This window comes from Bacillus sp. T2.9-1, assembly GCF_950097965.1.
In the GTDB taxonomy this organism is placed as follows: Bacteria; Bacillota; Bacilli; order Bacillales; family Cytobacillaceae; genus Niallia; species Niallia hominis.
In genome coordinates, this window is sequence record NZ_CATNHG010000119.1 from 81,818 (window position 1) to 100,961 (window position 19,144).

General features: G+C 37.2%; 19 protein-coding genes. 15 read left to right on the forward strand and 4 right to left on the reverse strand.

Features of this window, described 5'->3' with window-relative positions:
• Positions 1-405: 405 nt before the first annotated feature.
• The 8 genes from QQZ16_RS18050 (at position 406) to QQZ16_RS18085 (ending at position 7,675) form a co-directional block, all read left to right on the forward strand.
• Entirely contained in the window at positions 406-1,545 is a 1,140-nt protein-coding gene (locus QQZ16_RS18050; protein ID WP_284561601.1) for an MFS transporter, read from the forward strand.
• Between the two features lie 135 nt (positions 1,546-1,680).
• On the forward strand, positions 1,681-2,454 hold the full coding sequence (locus QQZ16_RS18055; protein ID WP_235251936.1) for an IclR family transcriptional regulator: 774 nt from the start codon (positions 1,681-1,683) through the stop codon (positions 2,452-2,454).
• An 18-nt stretch (positions 2,455-2,472) separates the two neighbouring features.
• Positions 2,473-3,732 carry a M20 family metallo-hydrolase gene (locus QQZ16_RS18060; RefSeq protein WP_235251935.1) on the forward strand — a complete coding sequence of 420 codons (1,260 nt, stop codon included), beginning with the start codon at positions 2,473-2,475 and terminating at the stop codon, positions 3,730-3,732.
• A gap of 20 nt (positions 3,733-3,752) precedes the next feature.
• Complete coding sequence (locus QQZ16_RS18065; RefSeq protein ID WP_284561602.1) at positions 3,753-4,538, forward strand: dihydroorotate dehydrogenase electron transfer subunit; 786 nt, start codon at positions 3,753-3,755, stop codon at positions 4,536-4,538.
• Positions 4,535-5,446: a dihydroorotate dehydrogenase gene (locus tag QQZ16_RS18070; protein ID WP_235251933.1), complete on the forward strand. Its 912-nt coding sequence runs from the start codon at positions 4,535-4,537 to the stop codon at positions 5,444-5,446. Before QQZ16_RS18065 ends, QQZ16_RS18070 begins: the two co-directional genes overlap by 4 nt.
• 124 nt (positions 5,447-5,570) lie before the next feature.
• Complete coding sequence (locus tag QQZ16_RS18075; RefSeq protein WP_235251932.1) at positions 5,571-7,016, forward strand: dihydroorotase; 1,446 nt, start codon at positions 5,571-5,573, stop codon at positions 7,014-7,016.
• Positions 7,017-7,099: 83 nt separating this feature from the next.
• The gene (locus tag QQZ16_RS18080) at positions 7,100-7,285 is read left to right on the forward strand and encodes a hypothetical protein (RefSeq protein WP_235251931.1); all 186 of its coding nucleotides are present in this window, start codon (positions 7,100-7,102) and stop codon (positions 7,283-7,285) included.
• Between the two features lie 216 nt (positions 7,286-7,501).
• Positions 7,502-7,675, forward strand: coding sequence for a YjfB family protein (locus QQZ16_RS18085; protein WP_235251930.1), 174 nt, complete (start codon positions 7,502-7,504; stop codon positions 7,673-7,675).
• A gap of 351 nt (positions 7,676-8,026) precedes the next feature.
• Here QQZ16_RS18085 and QQZ16_RS18090 read toward each other — a convergent pair whose 3' ends face one another.
• On the reverse strand, positions 8,027-8,470 hold the full coding sequence (locus tag QQZ16_RS18090) for a flavoprotein (RefSeq protein WP_235251929.1): 444 nt from the start codon (positions 8,468-8,470) through the stop codon (positions 8,027-8,029).
• 306 nt (positions 8,471-8,776) lie between these two features.
• Here QQZ16_RS18090 and QQZ16_RS18095 point away from each other — a divergent pair, with 306 nt between their 5' ends.
• From QQZ16_RS18095 to QQZ16_RS18105, 3 genes are all read left to right on the forward strand, one after another.
• Positions 8,777-9,415 carry a GntR family transcriptional regulator gene (locus tag QQZ16_RS18095; RefSeq protein ID WP_235251928.1) on the forward strand — a complete coding sequence of 213 codons (639 nt, stop codon included), beginning with the start codon at positions 8,777-8,779 and terminating at the stop codon, positions 9,413-9,415.
• A 236-nt stretch (positions 9,416-9,651) separates the two neighbouring features.
• Positions 9,652-10,401: a glucose 1-dehydrogenase gene (locus QQZ16_RS18100; protein ID WP_235251927.1), complete on the forward strand. Its 750-nt coding sequence runs from the start codon at positions 9,652-9,654 to the stop codon at positions 10,399-10,401.
• Between the two features lie 204 nt (positions 10,402-10,605).
• Positions 10,606-11,940: a gluconate:H+ symporter gene (locus QQZ16_RS18105; protein ID WP_235251926.1), complete on the forward strand. Its 1,335-nt coding sequence runs from the start codon at positions 10,606-10,608 to the stop codon at positions 11,938-11,940.
• A gap of 135 nt (positions 11,941-12,075) precedes the next feature.
• Here QQZ16_RS18105 and QQZ16_RS18110 read toward each other — a convergent pair whose 3' ends face one another.
• Entirely contained in the window at positions 12,076-12,720 is a 645-nt protein-coding gene (locus QQZ16_RS18110; RefSeq protein WP_048716983.1) for a DUF6944 family repetitive protein, read from the reverse strand.
• A gap of 307 nt (positions 12,721-13,027) precedes the next feature.
• Between QQZ16_RS18110 and QQZ16_RS18115 the strand changes: the two genes are divergently transcribed.
• Complete coding sequence (locus QQZ16_RS18115; RefSeq protein WP_235251925.1) at positions 13,028-13,678, forward strand: hypothetical protein; 651 nt, start codon at positions 13,028-13,030, stop codon at positions 13,676-13,678.
• 81 nt (positions 13,679-13,759) lie between these two features.
• Here the strand turns inward: QQZ16_RS18115 and QQZ16_RS18120 are convergent, their stop codons facing one another.
• Positions 13,760-14,230: a tRNA (cytidine(34)-2'-O)-methyltransferase gene (locus QQZ16_RS18120; protein ID WP_048716985.1), complete on the reverse strand. Its 471-nt coding sequence runs from the start codon at positions 14,228-14,230 to the stop codon at positions 13,760-13,762.
• A 272-nt stretch (positions 14,231-14,502) separates the two neighbouring features.
• Here QQZ16_RS18120 and QQZ16_RS18125 point away from each other — a divergent pair, with 272 nt between their 5' ends.
• Entirely contained in the window at positions 14,503-15,000 is a 498-nt protein-coding gene (locus tag QQZ16_RS18125) for a sigma-70 family RNA polymerase sigma factor (protein ID WP_251629068.1), read from the forward strand.
• Between the two features lie 156 nt (positions 15,001-15,156).
• Positions 15,157-17,664 (forward strand): bifunctional diguanylate cyclase/phosphodiesterase, encoded by a 2,508-nt coding sequence (locus QQZ16_RS18130; protein WP_284561603.1) that lies wholly within the window; start codon positions 15,157-15,159, stop codon positions 17,662-17,664.
• Between the two features lie 155 nt (positions 17,665-17,819).
• Here QQZ16_RS18130 and QQZ16_RS18135 read toward each other — a convergent pair whose 3' ends face one another.
• On the reverse strand, positions 17,820-18,473 hold the full coding sequence (locus QQZ16_RS18135; RefSeq protein ID WP_284561604.1) for a GyrI-like domain-containing protein: 654 nt from the start codon (positions 18,471-18,473) through the stop codon (positions 17,820-17,822).
• Positions 18,474-18,867: 394 nt separating this feature from the next.
• Here QQZ16_RS18135 and QQZ16_RS18140 point away from each other — a divergent pair, with 394 nt between their 5' ends.
• Positions 18,868-19,122: a helix-turn-helix domain-containing protein gene (locus QQZ16_RS18140; protein ID WP_284561605.1), complete on the forward strand. Its 255-nt coding sequence runs from the start codon at positions 18,868-18,870 to the stop codon at positions 19,120-19,122.
• Positions 19,123-19,144: the final 22 nt, after the last annotated feature.

A 19,144-nucleotide genomic window follows, 5' to 3' on the forward strand; every position in this document is an offset into this window, starting at 1 on the left:
GTAAGACAATACCTTCTCTCATCTCCATACCAGATGAGGTTATTTCGTATGATGTACTTCGAAAATAAATATCAGAATAAAAAAAATATTGTCATATATTCTGACAACAATATAGATTTCCAAAAAAGTTAGTAGTATCATTCATGTATGTTATTTAATTTTGAAACATCGTTCCGTTCAGTGAAACGACTGGCGGTAGAAAGACATAAAAGATAATTTTGGGGAGAGGAGAAGGGAAGTAGTTAGTGGTTCTTTGATAGAAAGATAGAACTTTTTTTCATTATTTTTGGTAAGGGGAGGATTTTTTCAGTGAATATGAAAGTACATGAAACTTCAGAGGTACCGGAGAAGAAGATAACGGGTTAACAGTGGAAAACACTATGGTCTTCAACGATTGGGTATGCCATGGATGGATTGGATATGATGATTTTGGCATATACGTTGCCGCTTATTATAGCTTTTTTTGGCATTAATCAAGCACAGGCGGGAAGTCTTTCTACAATTACTTTGCTTGGGGCTGTAATTGGCGGAATTGTGTTTGGAGTAATGGCCGATAAATTTGGGCGAGTACGTGTATTTACTTGGACTATTTTAATTTTTTCTGTTTTTACAGGTTTGTGTGCTTTAGCTCCTAATTTAGAAACATTTGCTATCTTCCGCTTTTTAGCTGGTTTAGGGCTTGGGGGAGAATTTGGAATTGGGATGACGCTTGTCAGTGAGACTTGGCCGAAAAAGTATCGATCTCGTGCTACATCTGTTGTAGCGGTCGGCTTTCAAATAGGAATTGTTCTTGCTACTTTAACAGTATTATTTGTTGCACCGAAATTTGGATGGCACGGTGTATTCCTTGCAGGGGTTGTACCAGCTATTTTTGCATTTTGGTCCCGCAAAAATTTAAAGGAACCTGAGATTTGGACAAAGCTAAAAGAAGAAAATAAAAATAAGATAGCAATTGGACAATTATTTGCTTCTAAGGACACAACGAAGATAACAATTGGCTTAATCATTGCTACAAGCGTTCAAAATTTCGGCTTTTATGGCATTATGACTTGGATGCCCACAATGCTTGCTTCAGAACTAGGCTATGATTTTAATAAAACAACGTTATGGACAGTAACGACGATTATCGGCATGATTTTAGGGATTTTAATCTTTGGTTATTTGGCAGATAAAATTGGACGCAGACCATCTTATATTACCTTCTTGATTGCAGCAGCAATTATTGTTTGGGTTTATTTCCAAGTGACATCTACGGTAGCTTTATTGCTTCTTGGCGGAGTATTAGGATTCTTTGTAAATGGGATGATGGGTGGCTATGGAGCACTTCTAGCGGAACATTATAATACAGAAGTTCGTTCCACTGCGGAAAATATAATTTTTAATGTAGGACGAGCGATTGCTGGATTTGCGCCATTTATTATTGGCTATATCTCTCTTAATCATTCTTTAAGCTATGCACTTAGCTTACTATCAGGTGTTTATATTTTATCTGTATTAGCGTTTATCTTTTTAATTCCTGAATCGAAGGATAAAGAGATTGTTTAACAATTAAGGTTAGACGCAGTTTCACTATATCTATATTTTAAAAGAGAGGGGTGTTTAAATGACACCTTCTCTTATTCTAAAAAAATGGAACAATGTTCCGCTTAGAGAAATTCGTTTTCAAAGGAGAGAAAAGGCTTGGAATGGTTAAATCGATTTACACTTGTAATGGACTGCATCTCTTCTAATGCTAATATGGGGATGGGAGTCAGCGAACTTGCGCGAGAGACTAATTTAAGTAAGGGTACCATTCATCGAATGCTCACAAGTATGTGTGAACAACAGCTTGTTATTCAGGATAAAACCACTAAACAATATTATTTAGGACCGAAAACGATGCTGTGGGGAAGTCAGTTTTTAAGATTGCAGGATCCGATTAAACTATTGGGACGATATGGGGAAAAATTATCTAATGAAACGAACCTCTATACATTCATTTGTCGCTATCATGGCGGTGATGTCTACTGTGTTTATACCCATCAGCCATCCGATTTGCGCAACAAGTATTTTGTCCATGTGGGACAAAGGATGCCGATACATAGTGCAGCGGCAGCAAAGGTAATTGTAGCATACCAAGAGGAAGCGATGGTTGAGAAAATTGTGCAAGAGACACCATTTGAAGCTACCACGCCTTACACCAAAACGAATCCTCTTGATATAAAAAAGGAATTAAAAGAAATTTATCATTCTCAGCTTGCTTTTTGCATCGAAGAATTGGAAATAGGGGTATCTGCTATTTCCGCGCCAATATTTTATGACGACAAAAAAACAAATGTCAGCATCAGCATTGTTGGAGAAAGTGATTATATAATGAGGCAGCAAGAAACATTAGTGAAGCAAATAAATGAAGTGGCCAAAGAGGCAAGTGAACATATGAAATCTATGCATCTATTAAGTTCTATTCGCTTATAAAGAGAAGGGCGGAGCTCCATGGCCCATAATCAAGGAGATAGAAAGATGGATCGAAAAAGAAGATACGAAGAGCTTTTGAATAATATGAATCAATATAATTCAGGAAGTGAAGGAATTACAAGAGTTGCCTTTACGAATGAGGAGCAGGCATGCAGTCATGCTTTTATGCGTTTGTGCAAAAATGAGGGACTAGAAATTAGGATGGACTATTGCGGCAATATTATTGCCAGACGAGAAGGAAAGAAGAATCTGCCGCCAGTGGTGATAGGGTCCCATCTCGATACCGTTTATCAAGGCGGTAAGTACGATGGCGTGGTAGGAGTTACAGCAGGATTAGAAGTGATAAAGCGCCTAAATGAACAAAATCTGGAAACGGAACATCCGATTGAAATTATTTCATTCGCTTGTGAAGAATCGTCTAGGTTCGGTGTATCTACGGTTGGAAGCAAGGCAATGGTAGGAACGCTACAAAAAGAGAAATATCAACACCTCAAGGATAAGGATGGAATTACCTTTGAAAAAGCTCTTTCACTTTGTGCCTTGCGATTTGATCAATTAGATTTGGCCAGCAGAGAGACAGAACGATTTCAGGCTTTCTTTGAATTACATATTGAGCAAGGTCCGATTCTGATGAATACCAATAAGAAAATTGGGATTGTAACAGGAATTGCCGCACCTGTTCGTTTGATTATTGAAGTAAAAGGTGCTGCTTCCCACTCTGGTACAACACCTATGAATATGCGTAAGGATGCATTACTTGGGGCAAGTGAATTAGCACTCGCGTTAGAAGAAGCAGCGAAAAAGGAACAGCATAACGGAACCGTCGCCACAATAGGAGTACTTTCGATTCCAATGGGAGCGATGAATGTCGTACCAGGTACAGTAGAAATGAAAGTAGATATTCGCTCCACTTCGATTGCCTCAAGAAATAAGGTACTTGACGTCCTTTATAAAAAAATGGAGGACATACAGGAAAGACGAGGATTGGAGATATTTTCACAGGAGATAAGTAAAGAAGAGCCAGTACAGTTATCAAAAGAACTTTCACTCGAAGTTGAAAAAATTTGTCTGGAAAAAAATCTTCCTTATCAATGGATGCAAAGTGGAGCTGGGCATGACGCCATGAATATGACTTCTTTAGGACCAGTGGGATTAATCTTTATTCCATCTTTAAATGGAATTAGTCATCATCCAGATGAGCATACCGATTTAGACGATATATTAATCGGAATTGATGTTCTAGAGGCAGCCGTATTACAGCAGGCAAGAGGGATATAAAAAGAAAGGGGAGAAAAAGGATGGCAGTGAAGACAGAAATTTTATTCAATAAGCAAATAAGCAAGCGCTATTTTCATCTAAAAGTAAAAGTCCCCAATAAACAGCTATTCCCAGTTCAAGCAGGTCAATTTTTCCATATTAAATGCAGTGATGGTTCAAAACCTTTGCTGCGCAGACCACTCAGTATATTTCGCATAAATGAAGCGGAAAGTACGCTGGAGTTTCTTTATCTAGTAAAAGGTGTCGGGACAATGGCATTAGCAGAGCGAAAGAAAGAAGAGAGGCTAGATATATTAGGTCCGTTAGGCAAGGGGTTTAGCGTAGCGGAAGGAAGCGAAAATATTCTTGTTGTTGCTAGAGGTGTTGGAATTGCCACCCTTTCTGCCCTTGCTTTTAAGATGAAAAGGATGAATATTTCGTGTTTTGCCATTGTTAGTGCTAGAACAAAAGAGGACTATTTAATGGAAGCAGAGTTAAAGGCAGCTGGTGTGGAAGCGGTTTTTGTAAATGATGAGGACGGAACGAGTGATCCTCATCATGTAAAATTTTTAGCAGAAACGCTAGTAAGCGAAAAAAAGATAGATGGGATCTATACATGTGGGTCAAGAAGGCTATCAATATTAATGAAGGAATTAGCTTGTGAACATCAGCTGTTTGCGGAAATTGCCTTGGAAGAAAATATGGGGTGTGGGATTGGCTCTTGCTATGGATGTGTTTGTCAGATAGAAGAAGAGGAGAGCATAAGGCCTGTTCGAATTTGCATGGAAGGACCAGTCTTCCCATTAGAAAAGGTGGTTTTTGCATGAGTGGATTGGAAGTATCATTAGGCAAGCTACATTTGAAAAATCCTATTATGCCAGCATCTGGAACATTTGCGGAACAAATGACGAATTATATCGATATAAATGAGATCGGGGCTGTTATTCCAAAAAGCATTACGAAGAATCGCCGCACAGGCAACCCAACTCCGCGTATTTGTGAAACAAAGGCAGGTGGCATGATTAATTCGATTGGGATTCAAAGTGAGGGATTAACGTATTTTAAGGAAAAGACAATCCCCTTTTATGCCAATTTTTCCACCCCATTTATTCCTAGTGTTTCAGCAGATAGTATCGAAGAATTTGTGGAGGTTTGTGAAGAGCTTGGTGCTATAGATGAGGTGGACGCCATTGAATTAAATATTTCCTGTCCGAATTTGAAAAATAATGGTCTGGCTTTTGGCATGGATCCATCCATCTCGCATGAATTAGTAAGCCAGGTTCGAAAGACGACAAATAAACCGCTTATTCCGAAGCTGTCTCCTAATGTAACGAGTATTGTGGAGATTGCGAAAGCATGTGAAGCATCCGGCGCCGATATTTTAACGGTTTCCAATACTTTTTTGGCTATGTCTATTGATGTTCATACAAGAAAACCGAAGATCAGCAATGTGATGGGCGGCTATTCCGGCCCAGCCATTTTGCCACTTGTTGTCCGAATGGTTTACCAAGTATACCAAGCAACTTCTCTCCCCATTATAGGATGCGGTGGTGTCATGAATGGAGAAGATGCTATCGAGTTAATGCTCGCAGGAGCGTGCGCTGTACAAATTGGGACGGCTTCCTTCATTGATCCAGAAGCAATGATAACAATACGAGACGAAATCGAAGCGTATATGAAGGTACATGGAATAAAGGATATACAAGAAATCATTGGTGGGGTGGTGGTTCGGTAGTCGTTGGGATGGGAGATTGGCAGAAAAGAATGTGATTTTGGCTGATAAACCCCAAAGTATGGCTGATATCCTCACCGTATTGGTTGATATATAAATTTTTCGTATAAAAAAAGGAGTGGAGAGTATGTTGTGGGATCATGTTATTAAAAACGGCTATTTATATACCGGAAATGGGTTTGAAAAAGGGCATCTCTATATAAAAGATGGAAAGATTGCGGCCATCTCCAAAGAGGAGTTAGCGGGAGAAGCTTTGGAAGCAACAGATGGAGAAGGCTTATATGTTTGCCCTGGCTTTATGGATACCCATATTCATTCAAGGGATCCAGGTCCAACGTATAAAGAGGATTTTTATTATAGCACCCAAGCAGCAGCGGCTGGCGGTATCACGACTGTTTTTGAAATGCCGAACACCAATCCTCCTATTAATAATGTTGGGAATTTTGAAAAGCAAAAGGAAAACCTTTCGGCAAAAGCACATGTGGATTTCGCGATATGGGGAATTTGCTTAGGGGATGTCAATCGAGAAGATATTGTTCCGCTTCATCATGCTGGGGTTATTGGCTTTAAGTTTTTCTGGGGATATGCCATTAATAAAGAGACTTATCAGTTGATGTATAACTACAAGGATGGAGATGAAGGGGTCATTCCACCGCTTTCAGATGGAGAGGTCTATAGTATCTTCCGAGAAGTGCAAAAAACAGGGCAAATTCTAGCTATTCATGCGGAAAATAATCAAATAATCCAACGGCTAACAGAGGAAGTAGAAGCTTCTGGGAAAAGAGATTACGAAGCGCTTCTCCAAGGACGACCGAACTTAGCGGAAGAAATGACGATTCAATCTGGTATTGCCTTAGCGAAAAACCTCGGAACTAGACTGCATATTCTTCATGTAAGTACAGGAGAAGGTGTGAAGTTAATAAGGCAAGCCCAAGCAGATGGCTATACAAATATTACATCTGAAACATGTCCACACTATCTCTTTTTATCCAATGAGGATTATGAAAGAGTTGGCCCGCAGATGAAGGTATATCCGCCTATTAAATATAAAAAGGATCAGGAGGAGCTTTGGAGGGGGATTCGAGATGGCACGGTAACAGTAGTTTGCTCCGACCATGCTCCCCATACGGAGGAAGAAAAGGATGGTAGCTTGTGGGATATCCCTGCTGGAATGTGCGGTGTTGAAACACTGGCACCACTAGTCTTAAACGCAGTGAGTGAAGAGAAAATCTCTTTAGTCGATGCCTGTAAACTCCTTTCTGAAAATCCAGCAAAACAATATGGAATCTATCCGCAAAAAGGATCCTTACAAGTAGGAACCGATGCAGATATCACCATAGTGGATATGAATAAAAAACACACCATAACAAGAGAACAGCTCCACAGCAAAAGCAAAGTAACCGCATATGACCAAACACCAATTACAGGAATGCCAGTCGCCACCATTGTCCGTGGAACAAAAGTAATGGAAAACGGCCAAATCATAAGCAAACCAATCGGAAGAATCGTAGTTCCAGGATGGAATGAGAGAGACGGTTCACCTTTTCAGCTTAAGAGCATAGGTGATTTGTGATAGCTGGCTTCTATTCAAGATAAGGACAGTTTCTGGTTTAGTAGATAAAATATCTGTTACAAAAACAGAAGGAGAGAGGATAAATGAATAAAAAAGAAAAGCTAGATTCTTTTATAAAACTATACCACCTAATCAACTTTTACTACGAAAACCGCGACCGCCCAGCAGATAAGGAATTCGATTTCTTTGAAGAAGTAAAAACCAACTGCGAAATACTAGAGATTGATTATGATTTGTTTATTCAAGAATTACGGTTGCAGCGGTTGTGAGGAGGAAAGCGGGGGAAAGATTCTCCCGCTTTCTTTTTTAATTAATTGTATAGAAGAGTAGGGTAAACTAGCTTCAATTAAGAAGCTTTCAATCATTCTCATAATAATTTTTGATGGATACGTACTGAGCTCTAAGTAATATATTGGTAAAAAGATTTGAAGATTTGTTTATAGTTCTGCCTGATAACCGATAACAAGAATAGGTGGTGAGAAAAAATGGATATTGCAGCATTATCAATAGGAATGAATCAAGCACGCTTATCTCAAAATGTCGGCATAGCTTTAACAAAAAAGGCAATGAATACAGCTGAGCAGAATAGTGATCAATTACTAAAAATGCTAGAAGCTCCTCATCCCACACTAGGTAAATCAGTTGATATGTCGGTTTGATTGGTATTGTAATCATCTATTAGCTGGAACTTTCAAAAGCTAAAAAGTGGTAAGATTCAGCAAGAGGGACTAGGGAAATGGGCCATTTTCTTGGTTCCTTTTTTCTTTGTAAGTTCATTATATATAGGAAGTCATCTAATACTTAACAATTTTTTACAAGACTAGTGTATATAGAAAACGTATCAGAAACCACCATGTTGGAAATGAATAAATACACATAGTGTATATATTTATCGAAAAAAGGCTAAATATCATCGCCTAAATAAAGAGTATTTCTAACTAAGAACATGAAATAGAAGATACTTATACACTGATTTGAGAGACTTGTTTCAGCGAATATCTTAGTGGGATTCATTTTTGAGTTTTTTCACTAAAAGATCCGTTAATTAGCATTCTGTTAATATTATCGTTTGGGATTCCTGATTCAATATAACTCCTTATCAACTTCCATCCATAAGAACGATTATTTTTAAAGGTTTGGAAAAATAAATTTGCAGTATCTAAACTCTTACCCTGAATAATCATAGTTGCAGATATTATCACCATTGTTTCATCAGCATTTAATGGGATAGTAGAGAGCACATTTAGTTTCCATTCTGCATTATTTTCTTTAACAAAATTAAATCCTTGTTCCCACCCACGCACGGCTTCTTTCATTCCAAAATCAGCTATCTCACCCTTTGTGATTTCTCTACCTTTGTAATCTTTTGATATTAAATTTCTTAATTCAATCAAAGAGGAAGAATTCCAAACTCTTAAATAAGTATCAAGAAATTCTCTAAATGAATTATCCATATAATAGCCTCCTGTTCTTGTACTGGTATATTCATCTCACTGCTTATTAGTTGAACAAATATTATGATAATTTTACCACTAAAAGTAATACTTTGCCTTTTTGAGCCTGTAGTTTAATAAAATAATTCTGGGACAAGGGGTCAGGTACCTTGTCCCATGATAGATTGCCCTTAGCCAATACTTGGTTGCGGCTTTTTTATGTTTGCTGTGTTTAGTTGATGAAAGGCAATTTAGATGAGATTATATATAATATAGAGATAAACAAGATTTCGTGCAATCTATTATTAGAAAAGGAAAGGAATAATCATGGATAAATCAAAAGAGAGGGAAGAAATGTCCTTATCGTTAAAAGATAAAGTGAAGAAAATTCTACGAGACGAAATTATTATTAATAAGCTAAAACCAGGAGATCGTGTGGTAGAGACGGAGGTCGCTAAACGGCTTGGCATTAGCCAAGTTCCTGTTCGAGAAGCGCTTAGAGGCTTGGAAGAAGAAGGGCTTATCCGCACAGTAAAGTATAAGGGGGCATTTGTAACAGAAATAAATAAGACAGAAATGTACCATATTTTTTCCTTGCGTGCATCGATTGAGACAAATGCAATCGAAATAATTACTCCTTATCTAACAAATAAAAAACTTGGTGAGCTATATGATATTGTTGAACAGATGAAAAATGAAAAACCTGACTATTTGCTGCAATCTAAATTAGATATGGAATTTCACCGGACTATTATCTCTTGGTCAGGAATAGAAACATACAATCGAATATGGTCTATGCTCAATAGTCATATTCAGCGCTATATTACCGTTCTAAATCCTGAAATCAAAATAATGCCAGAAGAAGTGCATACATACCATTTAAAGCTAGTAGAAGTCTTAAAGGAAAAGGATATTCAAAAATCAAAGGAAGTATTTTGGGAACATATTATGAAAATGGTTCTATAAGTCTTTTTGCTCCATAACATAAGATTAAGTGTTGGGATTATATATAAAAATTAAAATTATATATATTTAATCTCGACACGTCTTTAAAAATTATATATAATATTATTAATTATATATAAAGTGAAAAGGAGGGATAGAAAATTAAATGATCTTTTTGCCAACAAAATGATAGCGGTTTCTATAAGGGTGTTTATAATCTGCTACATGAATTCAAGAATGAAGGAGGATATGATTAAATGTTTCGTTTAGAAGGAAAAGTTGCTGCTGTAACAGGTGCGACAAGAGGAATTGGAAAACAAATGGCAATCGCGTTGGCAGAGGCTGGAGCAACGATTGCGTTGCTGCAGAGGAATACAGCAGATATTACAGTTCAAAAAGAGATAGAAGCAATTGGTCAAAAGGCGATTATTGTTGCCTGTAATTTAGAGAATCAAACACAAGTAAAAGAGGCGATACCAACAGTAGTGGAGCAATTAGGCAGCATTGATATCCTTGTTAATAATGCTGGTATCCAACGTCGTTCTCCTTCTTTGACTTTTTCTGAAGAGGACTGGGATGATGTTATAAATATTAATTTGAAGACAGTTTGGCTTTTATGCCAGGAAGCAGGGAAGTATATGGTTCCCCAAAAGAAAGGAAAAATTATTAATATGGCATCTCTTTTGTCTTTCCAAGGGGGATTGACTGTACCTGCCTATGCTGCTGCTAAAGGAGGAGTTGCCCAGCTTACAAAGGCGTTAGCGAATGAGTGGGCAAAGGAAAATGTCAATGTAAATGCGATTGTGCCTGGATATATTGCTACAGATATGAATGAAGCATTAATGTCAGATGAAACACGCAATAGACAAATTCTTGAACGTATTCCTGCCGGTCGATGGGGCACAGCCGAAGATTTCAGTGGAGTCGTAGTTTTTTTAGCATCAGATGCTTCTAACTATATTCATGGACATTTATTGGCAGTGGATGGTGGCTGGTTAGGCCGCTAAATCTAGGAAAGGTTGATTTGCATACGAAAAATTTTTATAGTTTGCAAGGGAAGTAAATCAAACGTTTAAGTGTGAATACATCCTGTTCTTCTAAATAGGGTCTCCCTTGCAAAAGTGGTATTGATTGTTTAGTTATAGATTATTGTAAGCGCTTCACGATGACTTTTAATAAGATCGACTATATCATTTTTTGGAGGGAATGCAATGCCTATTATCATTGTTGCAATTGGTATTCTTATTTTATTATTTCTTATCATCAAGATGAAGCTAAACACGTTTGTATCGCTAGTTATTGTCTCTTTTTTGGTTGCGATAAGCCTTGGCATGGAATTATCGGAAATAGTAATGACAATAGAAGCCGGGATTGGAAGCCAATTAGGGCATTTAGCCTTAGTATTTGGATTAGGAGCAATGCTTGGGAGATTAGTATCTGATGCAGGGGGCGGAAATAGAATTGCCATTACCCTTATTAATAGGTTCGGTCCGAAACGGATTCAGCTAGCTGTTGTTGTTGCTTCCTTTATTATAGGGGTTGCCTTATTTTTTGAAGTAGGGCTTGTTGTATTAATTCCGATTATTTATGCAATAGCTAAAGAATTAAAAATGCCTTTTCTTTATTTAGGAATACCAATGGCAGCTGCCTTAAATGTTACACATGGCTTTTTGCCTCCACATCCGGCGCCAACTGCGATTACTGCTGCATATGGTGCAGATATTGGACAGGTGTTGTTATTAGGGACCCTTATTGCTATACCAACAACAATTATATCAGGACCGCTATTTAATAAATTTGCCATGAAGTTTTTTCCATACGCTTATAAAAAAAATGGAAATCTTGCAGCTTTGGGACCACAAAAGGAGTTTAATTTACAAGATACGCCTGGGTTTGGCATAAGTGTGCTAACATCATTATTCCCAGTTATATTTATGGGGCTTGCAACAATCTTCTCGTTATTGTTTCCTGGGGAATCTATTGGGAAAGAAATCATAGAATTTATTGGTGCACCGGGAACTGCCATGCTTTTATCACTTTTAATTGCAATCTATACAATGGGATATTCAAGAAAGATTCCAATGAAAGAGATTGGTAATACACTGTCTGAGTCTATTGCCCAAATTGCGATGATGCTATTAATTATCGGCGGTGGTGGTGCCTTTAAGCAAGTGCTAGTAGACGGAGGAGTGGGCGATTATGTAGCGACATTATTCAATGAAACGAATATGTCTCCTATTTTAGTAGCTTGGATGATTGCAGCAATATTGCGTCTCTGTTTAGGATCTGCAACAGTAGCTGCACTTACAACAGCCGGCCTTGTGACTCCTTTATTGGCCACAAGCTCCGTGAACCCAGCACTTATTGTTTTAGCAACAGGAGCAGGCAGCGTTATATTCTGTCATGTTAATGACGCAGGATTTTGGATGGTAAAAGAATATTTTGGTTTAAGCATAAAAGAAACCTTCCAAACATGGAGTACCTTGACCACGGTCATTTCGGTAACAGGTCTATTATGTGTATTGCTGTTGGGAGTGTTTGTTTAGTAATGGTGACAGTAATGGTGACAGGCACCATAAAAAGACAAAACACCACATCTGTCTCTCTCAGAAGGACAAGGGAAAGGAATCATTTTCTTGATTTCTTTCCCTTTTTTTGTTTATCAGCAGCCTTGAACTTCGCTAATAATATTTACTCCTTGCTTTCCACGGATGCTTAAGATTTTCTTGCTCATAAAAGGAAGTGGCATCTTCCATACTCTTATTTTGGTTAACATGGTTATTTTCGGTTAACTCCTCATCGGTTTGGCCGATTGCATTTAGTATCGTTCCCACTGCTTGTATCCAGCTTCCACTTATTACTAAAAATTTCCCCTTATCGTTATTGTTAAAGAGGATATGCTTCTCGCCGATTGCTTGGAAGGAGTTACCGACTGCCTGTGTGGTATTTCCTAAGATATTTAATGTTTGTTCCTTGCCTGAGTTATCGAATACTTCATCCACAGCTTCGACGATTGCACCAAATGCCTGTAACCAATTCCCTTTAATGATTAACTTACTTTCTAACTCATCTTCTAATAAAATATACGAACTGGCTACGACCGTATTCCCAATTGCTTGTATCTCAGCTCCGATTTTTTCATATGTTATCGTTTCTTGTTGATCTGCCTGTACGGCATTTCCAAAAGTTTGTAAAACATTTCCTATTAAGTCCAAGTCTTTAATTTCTTCTTCACTTAGTAAATTCCATGCACTGTTTCCTAAAGCAGCAAGGATGGCACCAATTGCTTGCACCCATACCGAAGCAATCTCGACTTGGTTCTTCATAATACCACGCCCACATTTTCTTCTAAGCTGTTTCTATATGGTATTCACATAATGGTGTCAGGGCACTTTGAAAAGATAAAATGTATAATTAGCTTCTAGTTTTTCTGTCGGAAGAATGATAGTGCCTTTGGTGCATGGTTTTGTCCTTCTGGTATGGACATAAATTAAAAAGTGTCTTTTTGTGGTGCCTGTCACCATATCAAAAGAAAAATTAAGTTTTTTTTAAGCAACTTTCATTATGCTAACAGTGAGATTGATTGCCTCTTTTAGCCAATCAGTCTCTCCCATTATGAAAGGAGTTTTTTATATGTCTGTATCAATCAACAGCAATTATTCCAATTTGTATGGCAATTGGACTACGGCAAACCTGACAAGCATACCGAGTACCCAGCAAACATCCAGTAATAGTGAATCAACTTTTAAAGACTATATGCAGCTTGCAACAAGTACCCAATTCACTAGTAGTGGCAATTACAGTAGTAGCACAACAGATCTAACATCTTTAACAACGGAACAGAAAACAGCTTATTTAGAAACGATGCTTAAACGTTTGGAGTCAACAGATTCTAGCGAGAGTTCTTATCTTCCTGAAAGCCTGCAAACAGCATTAAGCACAGTCGGCGATCTTCTTAGTGACTTTCAGGCAAGTGACAGCTCAGAAGAGGAGATTTCCGAGCTATTCACAGCTGTAACGGAAACGCCGGAAGAAGCAAAGCCTTCCAAAGCGGAAATGACGCCACCTCCACTACCAATAAATAACATAACTGCACAAATGGATGATTCGTCATCGGAAACAAGCACAGAACTATCAGTGGACCAGATGAAAGAACTAATTTTTAATCTAATTAATACACTTTCAGAGAACGATTCTACTGATAACACAGATACTTTGAGTGCATCTATTACAGAGCAACTTTCTGATTATGATCAAACTACTGCAACAGATGAAGAAATTTAGGGTGACAGGCACCACAAAAAGACATTGTCCATATCAAAAAGACAAATTCCAACAAAAAAATCTTCCATCTAGGAAGATTTTTTATTTTAAATTCGGATATCCCTGTTGTCTCAATGCTTCAAACACCAATATAGCTGCTGTATTAGAAAGGTTTAGGGAACGAATATGTTCTGTCATTGGTATTCTTAAAAAATGGTCTTTATGTGTTTCTAGTAAATCTTTTGGTAATCCCGTTGTTTCTTTTCCGAATATGAAATAATAATCCTTTGATTTATCTTTGAAATCATGAGATGTATAGGTTTCTTCAGCGAATGTTTCAATATAGTAAAACTCACCTTGATTTTTTACAAAAAAGTCATCTAATGAGTCATAATATGTGATGTTTACAGTCTCCCAGAAATCAAGACCTGCTTGTTTAATCATCTTTTCATCGGTTGAAAAGCCAAGTGGTCGAATTAAATGCAAGGCTGTATCTGTTCCTGCACAAGTACGTGCAATATTGGCAGTATTAGCTGGAATTTCTGGCTGATATAATACAACATGTATGGCCATGAATGTCACCTCTATCTTTCTTTTCCCCTTCGAATTATAGCATATTTTGATCTCGTTGCAGGTATGATTTAGGTGATATCTCCCTTCGAAAATTATTGCTATTTATCAGGTAGGAACCACTATCGCTTCAAGTAAAATGCTATTTTTTCTAATTTATTCCATTTTTAGCATCGTTGCCTTCTTTTTCTTTAATCGAAAAGCTTTCTTTTTTTCCATAAAGTAAAAGTACCTAGGAATAACAAAGAAAAGCGCTTTTCTAAAAGGAAACGATAATGGAAGGAAAAACATATGATCAACTCGTTGAAGAGTTTACGCCCATGATTAACCACATGATGAAAAAGCTGACGATTTATAAAGATAAGCAAGATTTTTTTCAAATTGGCTTAATAAGCATTTGGGAAACGACGAAAACCTTTAATCCAGAAAAGGGTAAGTATAGCAATTATTTATATCGGCATATGTGGGGAAGATTTCTAGATGAATTAAAGCGTCGGACAAGAGAGGCAGAAAGGAATGCTTATCCAAGTGAAGAATTTTGGGAGGTGATGGAAAGTCCTATCTTGTATCGGGAAGAAGAGGATTACGTAAAAGGACTTTGCAAGGAATTATCTGAAGGGGAAACAACGTGGGTAGTTGACACCTTTGTACATCAGCTGACGGTGAAGGAAATAGCGCAGAAAGAAAGAGTCTCCCCTTCTGCTGTAAAATGGTGGCGGAAGGGTGCGAAGGAGAAGTTGAAGCGGACATTGGTCCCTGAAAGAGGGGAATGATTTTTTTAAGAGATGTAACCTCGAAAAATAGAACGAATCCATTATTTGGCTATAAATCCATTTATTATTACAAAATTGTCCAAGAATCTATATAGTACAAATTCCGATAAAATTATATAATAAATGGCATATGTCCGTAAAAATAGGGAGAAATCTATGAAATTAGAACCATTTATAAATGCGAGTCCAGATATTATTATTTTAAAAGATAAAGATGGACGCTGGATGGAAGCGAATAGTAAAACTTTAGAACTTTTTAATATAGAGGAATACCAAGGTAAAACGGAAGATGAATTAGGAAAACTATATCCTCATTTTGCTGTATACGTACCTGTTTTTGTGAAAAGTGATCTTGAGGCTTGGGAGACAGGAAAACAGATAGAAGTAAAAGAGTCTATTATTTTCAATAATTCGGAAAGAATATATGAAGTAATTAAGGTACCGATATTTGATGCTGGTGGAAATCGCCAAAACTTGATAGTATTTGGGCGAGACATAACAGAATTGGAAAAAAGTGAACAAACGTATAAATCTCTATTTTTACATGATCCCGACGGAGTCTATACGTTGGACCAAGAAGGGAATTTTTTAGATGTTAATAAAGTTGCAGAAGAAATCAGCGGGTATACAAGGGAGGAATTAACGAACTTAAATTTTCGTGATTTGATAGTACCTGAAAAACTTCCAAAGGTGTTGCAGCGTTTTGACAAAGTACTATGTGGAATGATTCAAGGGTTTGAGTCTCAAATCATTCGAAAGGATGGAAGAATTAGGGATATTAAATTAACTACAATTCCATTGAAGTTGAATGATCAAGTTATTGGTATACACGGAATAGCACAAGATATCACAGATAAGAAAAACATAGAGAAACTACAAAAGAAACAAAAGACTATTTTATCGAGAATTGCTGTTGGAGAGCCGTTGGAACAAATAATCGAATATATTACTGAAAGTGTAGAAGAACTTTCAAGAGGGATTTGCTCGATTATGTATTATGAACAAGAGCATAATTGGTTGCGTTTTGGCTATGGTCCAAAGTTAGACCCTGAATTTGCTGAAAAGGTGGATAAGTTTCCTGTCGGTGAAAATTTTGCATCTTATGGGTATTCAGCATATGCGAAGGATAAAAAAATTGTATCTGCTATACAAACAGATACATCCTGGTCCAATTGGAAAGAAATTGCCCTAGCAGAGGGTCTGCATTCCTGCTGGTCATTGCCCATTCTCTCTTCAAAAGGCTCTTTATTAGGAACATTTTCTGTTTATTATAAAGAATCAATGACACTAAAGGATTCTGATATTGAGATGCTTAAAGATTTTAGTCATCTGACAGGAATTGCACTGGAGCGTCATTACCGTGAAGAAGAGATCAAATATTTAGCTAATTATGATAGTTTAACAAATCTACCGAATTTGCGATATTTAAAAGAGCTCTTTCCGAAACGCTTACAAGAAACGAACAACCTTGCTGTTATGTTTTTAGATTTAGACAACTTAAAACCTCATAATGATACTTTTGGTCATTCTTCTGGAGATCAGTTAATACAAGAAGTAGGGAAACGAATTCAAGAGGCCATTGGAGAAACGAATGTTGTTGCACGTATGGGCGGAGATGAATTTGTTATTTTAATTAGTAATTGTACGAATAAAACCATGTTGCATGAATTGGCGGACAAAATTCTCAAAGCAATTGAAGAACCAATTATTATCGACGGTCAAGAATTTTCCACCTATGGGAGCATCGGCATAAGTCTTAGTGGGGAACATGGTAAAACATTTGAGGAGCTTATGAAAAATGCCGACATTGCTATGTATGGTATGAAAAAAATGGGTGGTAACGCCTTTAATCTGTATGATCCAAAAATGAATAAAACCGATCTTAGTGCTTTTCAATTAAAAAGCAATCTCAGAAAAGCACTGAAAGAAAATCAGTTTCTTCTTTATTATCAACCAAAAATTAATACAGAAACAGGTACTATTATTGGAGTGGAAGCATTAATTAGATGGATTCATCCAGAGAAAGGAATGATCAATCCGGCCACCTTTATTTCCCTAGCGGAAGAAAGTGATTTTATTTTACTGCTAGGTGAGTGGATACTTAATAAAGCGTGTAATCAAATAAAGGAATGGGAAAAGTTAAATATAAAGATTCCCATCGCCATAAATGTATCAATTAAGCAGCTATTAAAACAAGATTTCGCTACACTAGTGAGCAAAAAGCTGAAGGAATTTAAGATATCTTCCAAATATCTTGAAATAGAAATAACAGAAAGTGTGTTATCTAGCAATGAATCGCTGGTTAGGGATACGGTCTCCAAATTGCGGAACATGGGAATAAAGGTTTCTATTGATGACTTCGGAACTGGATATGCCTCCTTCATGTACTTAAAACAGTTTCAGGCGGATACCATTAAAATTGATCAATCATTTATTAGCCATCTTCCTACTAGTCAGGTAGATACAGCTATTGTTTCAGCCATCATCACTCTTGCTTCTGAATTAGGTATAAATGTGATTGCAGAAGGGGTAGAAACACAAGAACAATTCAACTTTCTAAAAGACAAAGGGTGTAGTCAGCTCCAAGGCTACTTGTATAGTAAACCACTGCCACCTAACGAAATACTTTTATTATTAAGGGAAGCAGAGGGACGATTTTACTGATTCCGAATATTAAATGTCACTTCCAAAATAATTGCATGCCAAGACCTGTACTTGTAGTTTAACTCAAGTGAGGTCTTGGCATTATTTCTATTTTTGATAAAGCTAACATTTTTACAATACATATGTAAGCCCTGTCTTCTATGTTAATGGAATTTTTAAGAAACTGGATCACGTAGAATCGTACGTAGTGTGTCTTGAGGTGTACTACGATTGAACGGGTCAAGATGAATTTCATGATGTGGTCCACTTCTTCTAACTCCGTAATGATCGGCTATGGCCCCAAGTCTAGCTAGAGTGTCGTATTCATTAGCAAATGGACCATGATGCATCACTTGTACAACCACTTGCTCAGGGATTGTTATTATTTCTAGCTTTTCGTTTTCCGTATCAGATGCACTCATTGCAGAACGACGAGCCATTTCGACATCTGCTTTTGAAGTATTTTCGTTAATTTTTACTAGCATGCGATAAAGCAATGATGATATGGGATTCACGCTATAGAAGTCAGCGATACCAACTTGTATTGCGTCGTCTGGATACCAGTAGAGAATTTCAACAACTGGAGAACCATCAAGCGTGTTATCTCCATGCGTAAGTATACGTCCAATATCGGTAATGAACGCCATTTTTCGATAAAATGCATCTGTTCCTGGTGCCCCCACACCTAAGATGGACACAAATGTAGCTTTAGTGGCTATCGCCATTTCAGGAACGTCCGCAGCATGCAAGTGATCTGTTGTGGGAAGTTCATTGATTATTTTACTTTTCGTTTCATTGCTATTCGTCTTATTTTGATAGTGTTCAGGCATATATTAGCCTCCATTTTAATTTTATTGAGAAATGTTCGTCAACATTAATTTTCATTATATATTCTTTAATATGACTACGTTATGTCTGGTTTAAGATACTCAGTGTAACAGAAATTTTTTTACAAGTAAGTAATAAATTGGTGATTTATGGAAGTGGATAAAAAAACAAACTATTGCTTTCAAATAATAAGTTCACCAAAACAGTAAGTGACTCAAGGAATCTCTTACTTTCCGTCTAATCAATTTGGAGCTTAATAGCTTTTACAATGGTCTCGACTCGTCCTTATATTTCTTACAGTTGATTCCTAAAAAAGTAACAAAATGTTAACAATATCATTCCTATAGGAAGTAGTGCAAGCAACTAGTCTCCGTCATAATAGTTCTAAAGGAGGTGATGCATTTGAAAGAGAGAGGGGAAAAAAGTTGCATTGATTATAAATTTTTGAAAGAAAGGAGGTTGCAAAAGAATTTCACTCAAATGGAACTTGCTAAAGAGACAGGCTTAGATCATAATCATTTGGGGCAAATTGAAAGGGGACAAAAGGAACCCAAAGTTCGTACATTGTATAGGATTTGTGAGGTACTCGATTTACAGCTTGATGCGGTGTTAATTAAAGAGGAAACGAAGGAATTAGAGGAGTTAGAATAAATGGTGTGAAAGAAGGAGTGTG

Excerpts from the sequence above, each read along its gene's own strand:
- QQZ16_RS18050 (WP_284561601.1), top strand. The coding sequence starts at position 406 with ATGGATGGATTGGATATGATGATTTTGGCATATACGTTGCCGCTTATT.
- QQZ16_RS18060 (WP_235251935.1), top strand. The coding sequence starts at position 2,473 with ATGGCCCATAATCAAGGAGATAGAAAGATGGATCGAAAAAGAAGATAC.
- QQZ16_RS18065 (WP_284561602.1), top strand. The coding sequence starts at position 3,753 with ATGGCAGTGAAGACAGAAATTTTATTCAATAAGCAAATAAGCAAGCGC.
- QQZ16_RS18070 (WP_235251933.1), top strand. The coding sequence starts at position 4,535 with ATGAGTGGATTGGAAGTATCATTAGGCAAGCTACATTTGAAAAATCCT.
- QQZ16_RS18075 (WP_235251932.1), top strand. The coding sequence starts at position 5,571 with ATGTTGTGGGATCATGTTATTAAAAACGGCTATTTATATACCGGAAAT.
- QQZ16_RS18080 (WP_235251931.1), top strand. The coding sequence starts at position 7,100 with ATGAATAAAAAAGAAAAGCTAGATTCTTTTATAAAACTATACCACCTA.
- QQZ16_RS18085 (WP_235251930.1), top strand. The coding sequence starts at position 7,502 with ATGGATATTGCAGCATTATCAATAGGAATGAATCAAGCACGCTTATCT.
- QQZ16_RS18090 (WP_235251929.1), bottom strand. The coding sequence starts at position 8,470 with ATGGATAATTCATTTAGAGAATTTCTTGATACTTATTTAAGAGTTTGG.
- QQZ16_RS18095 (WP_235251928.1), top strand. The coding sequence starts at position 8,777 with ATGGATAAATCAAAAGAGAGGGAAGAAATGTCCTTATCGTTAAAAGAT.
- QQZ16_RS18100 (WP_235251927.1), top strand. The coding sequence starts at position 9,652 with ATGTTTCGTTTAGAAGGAAAAGTTGCTGCTGTAACAGGTGCGACAAGA.
- QQZ16_RS18105 (WP_235251926.1), top strand. The coding sequence starts at position 10,606 with ATGCCTATTATCATTGTTGCAATTGGTATTCTTATTTTATTATTTCTT.
- QQZ16_RS18110 (WP_048716983.1), bottom strand. The coding sequence starts at position 12,720 with ATGAAGAACCAAGTCGAGATTGCTTCGGTATGGGTGCAAGCAATTGGT.
- QQZ16_RS18115 (WP_235251925.1), top strand. The coding sequence starts at position 13,028 with ATGTCTGTATCAATCAACAGCAATTATTCCAATTTGTATGGCAATTGG.
- QQZ16_RS18120 (WP_048716985.1), bottom strand. The coding sequence starts at position 14,230 with ATGGCCATACATGTTGTATTATATCAGCCAGAAATTCCAGCTAATACT.
- QQZ16_RS18125 (WP_251629068.1), top strand. The coding sequence starts at position 14,503 with ATGGAAGGAAAAACATATGATCAACTCGTTGAAGAGTTTACGCCCATG.
- QQZ16_RS18130 (WP_284561603.1), top strand. The coding sequence starts at position 15,157 with ATGAAATTAGAACCATTTATAAATGCGAGTCCAGATATTATTATTTTA.
- QQZ16_RS18135 (WP_284561604.1), bottom strand. The coding sequence starts at position 18,473 with ATGCCTGAACACTATCAAAATAAGACGAATAGCAATGAAACGAAAAGT.
- QQZ16_RS18140 (WP_284561605.1), top strand. The coding sequence starts at position 18,868 with ATGCATTTGAAAGAGAGAGGGGAAAAAAGTTGCATTGATTATAAATTT.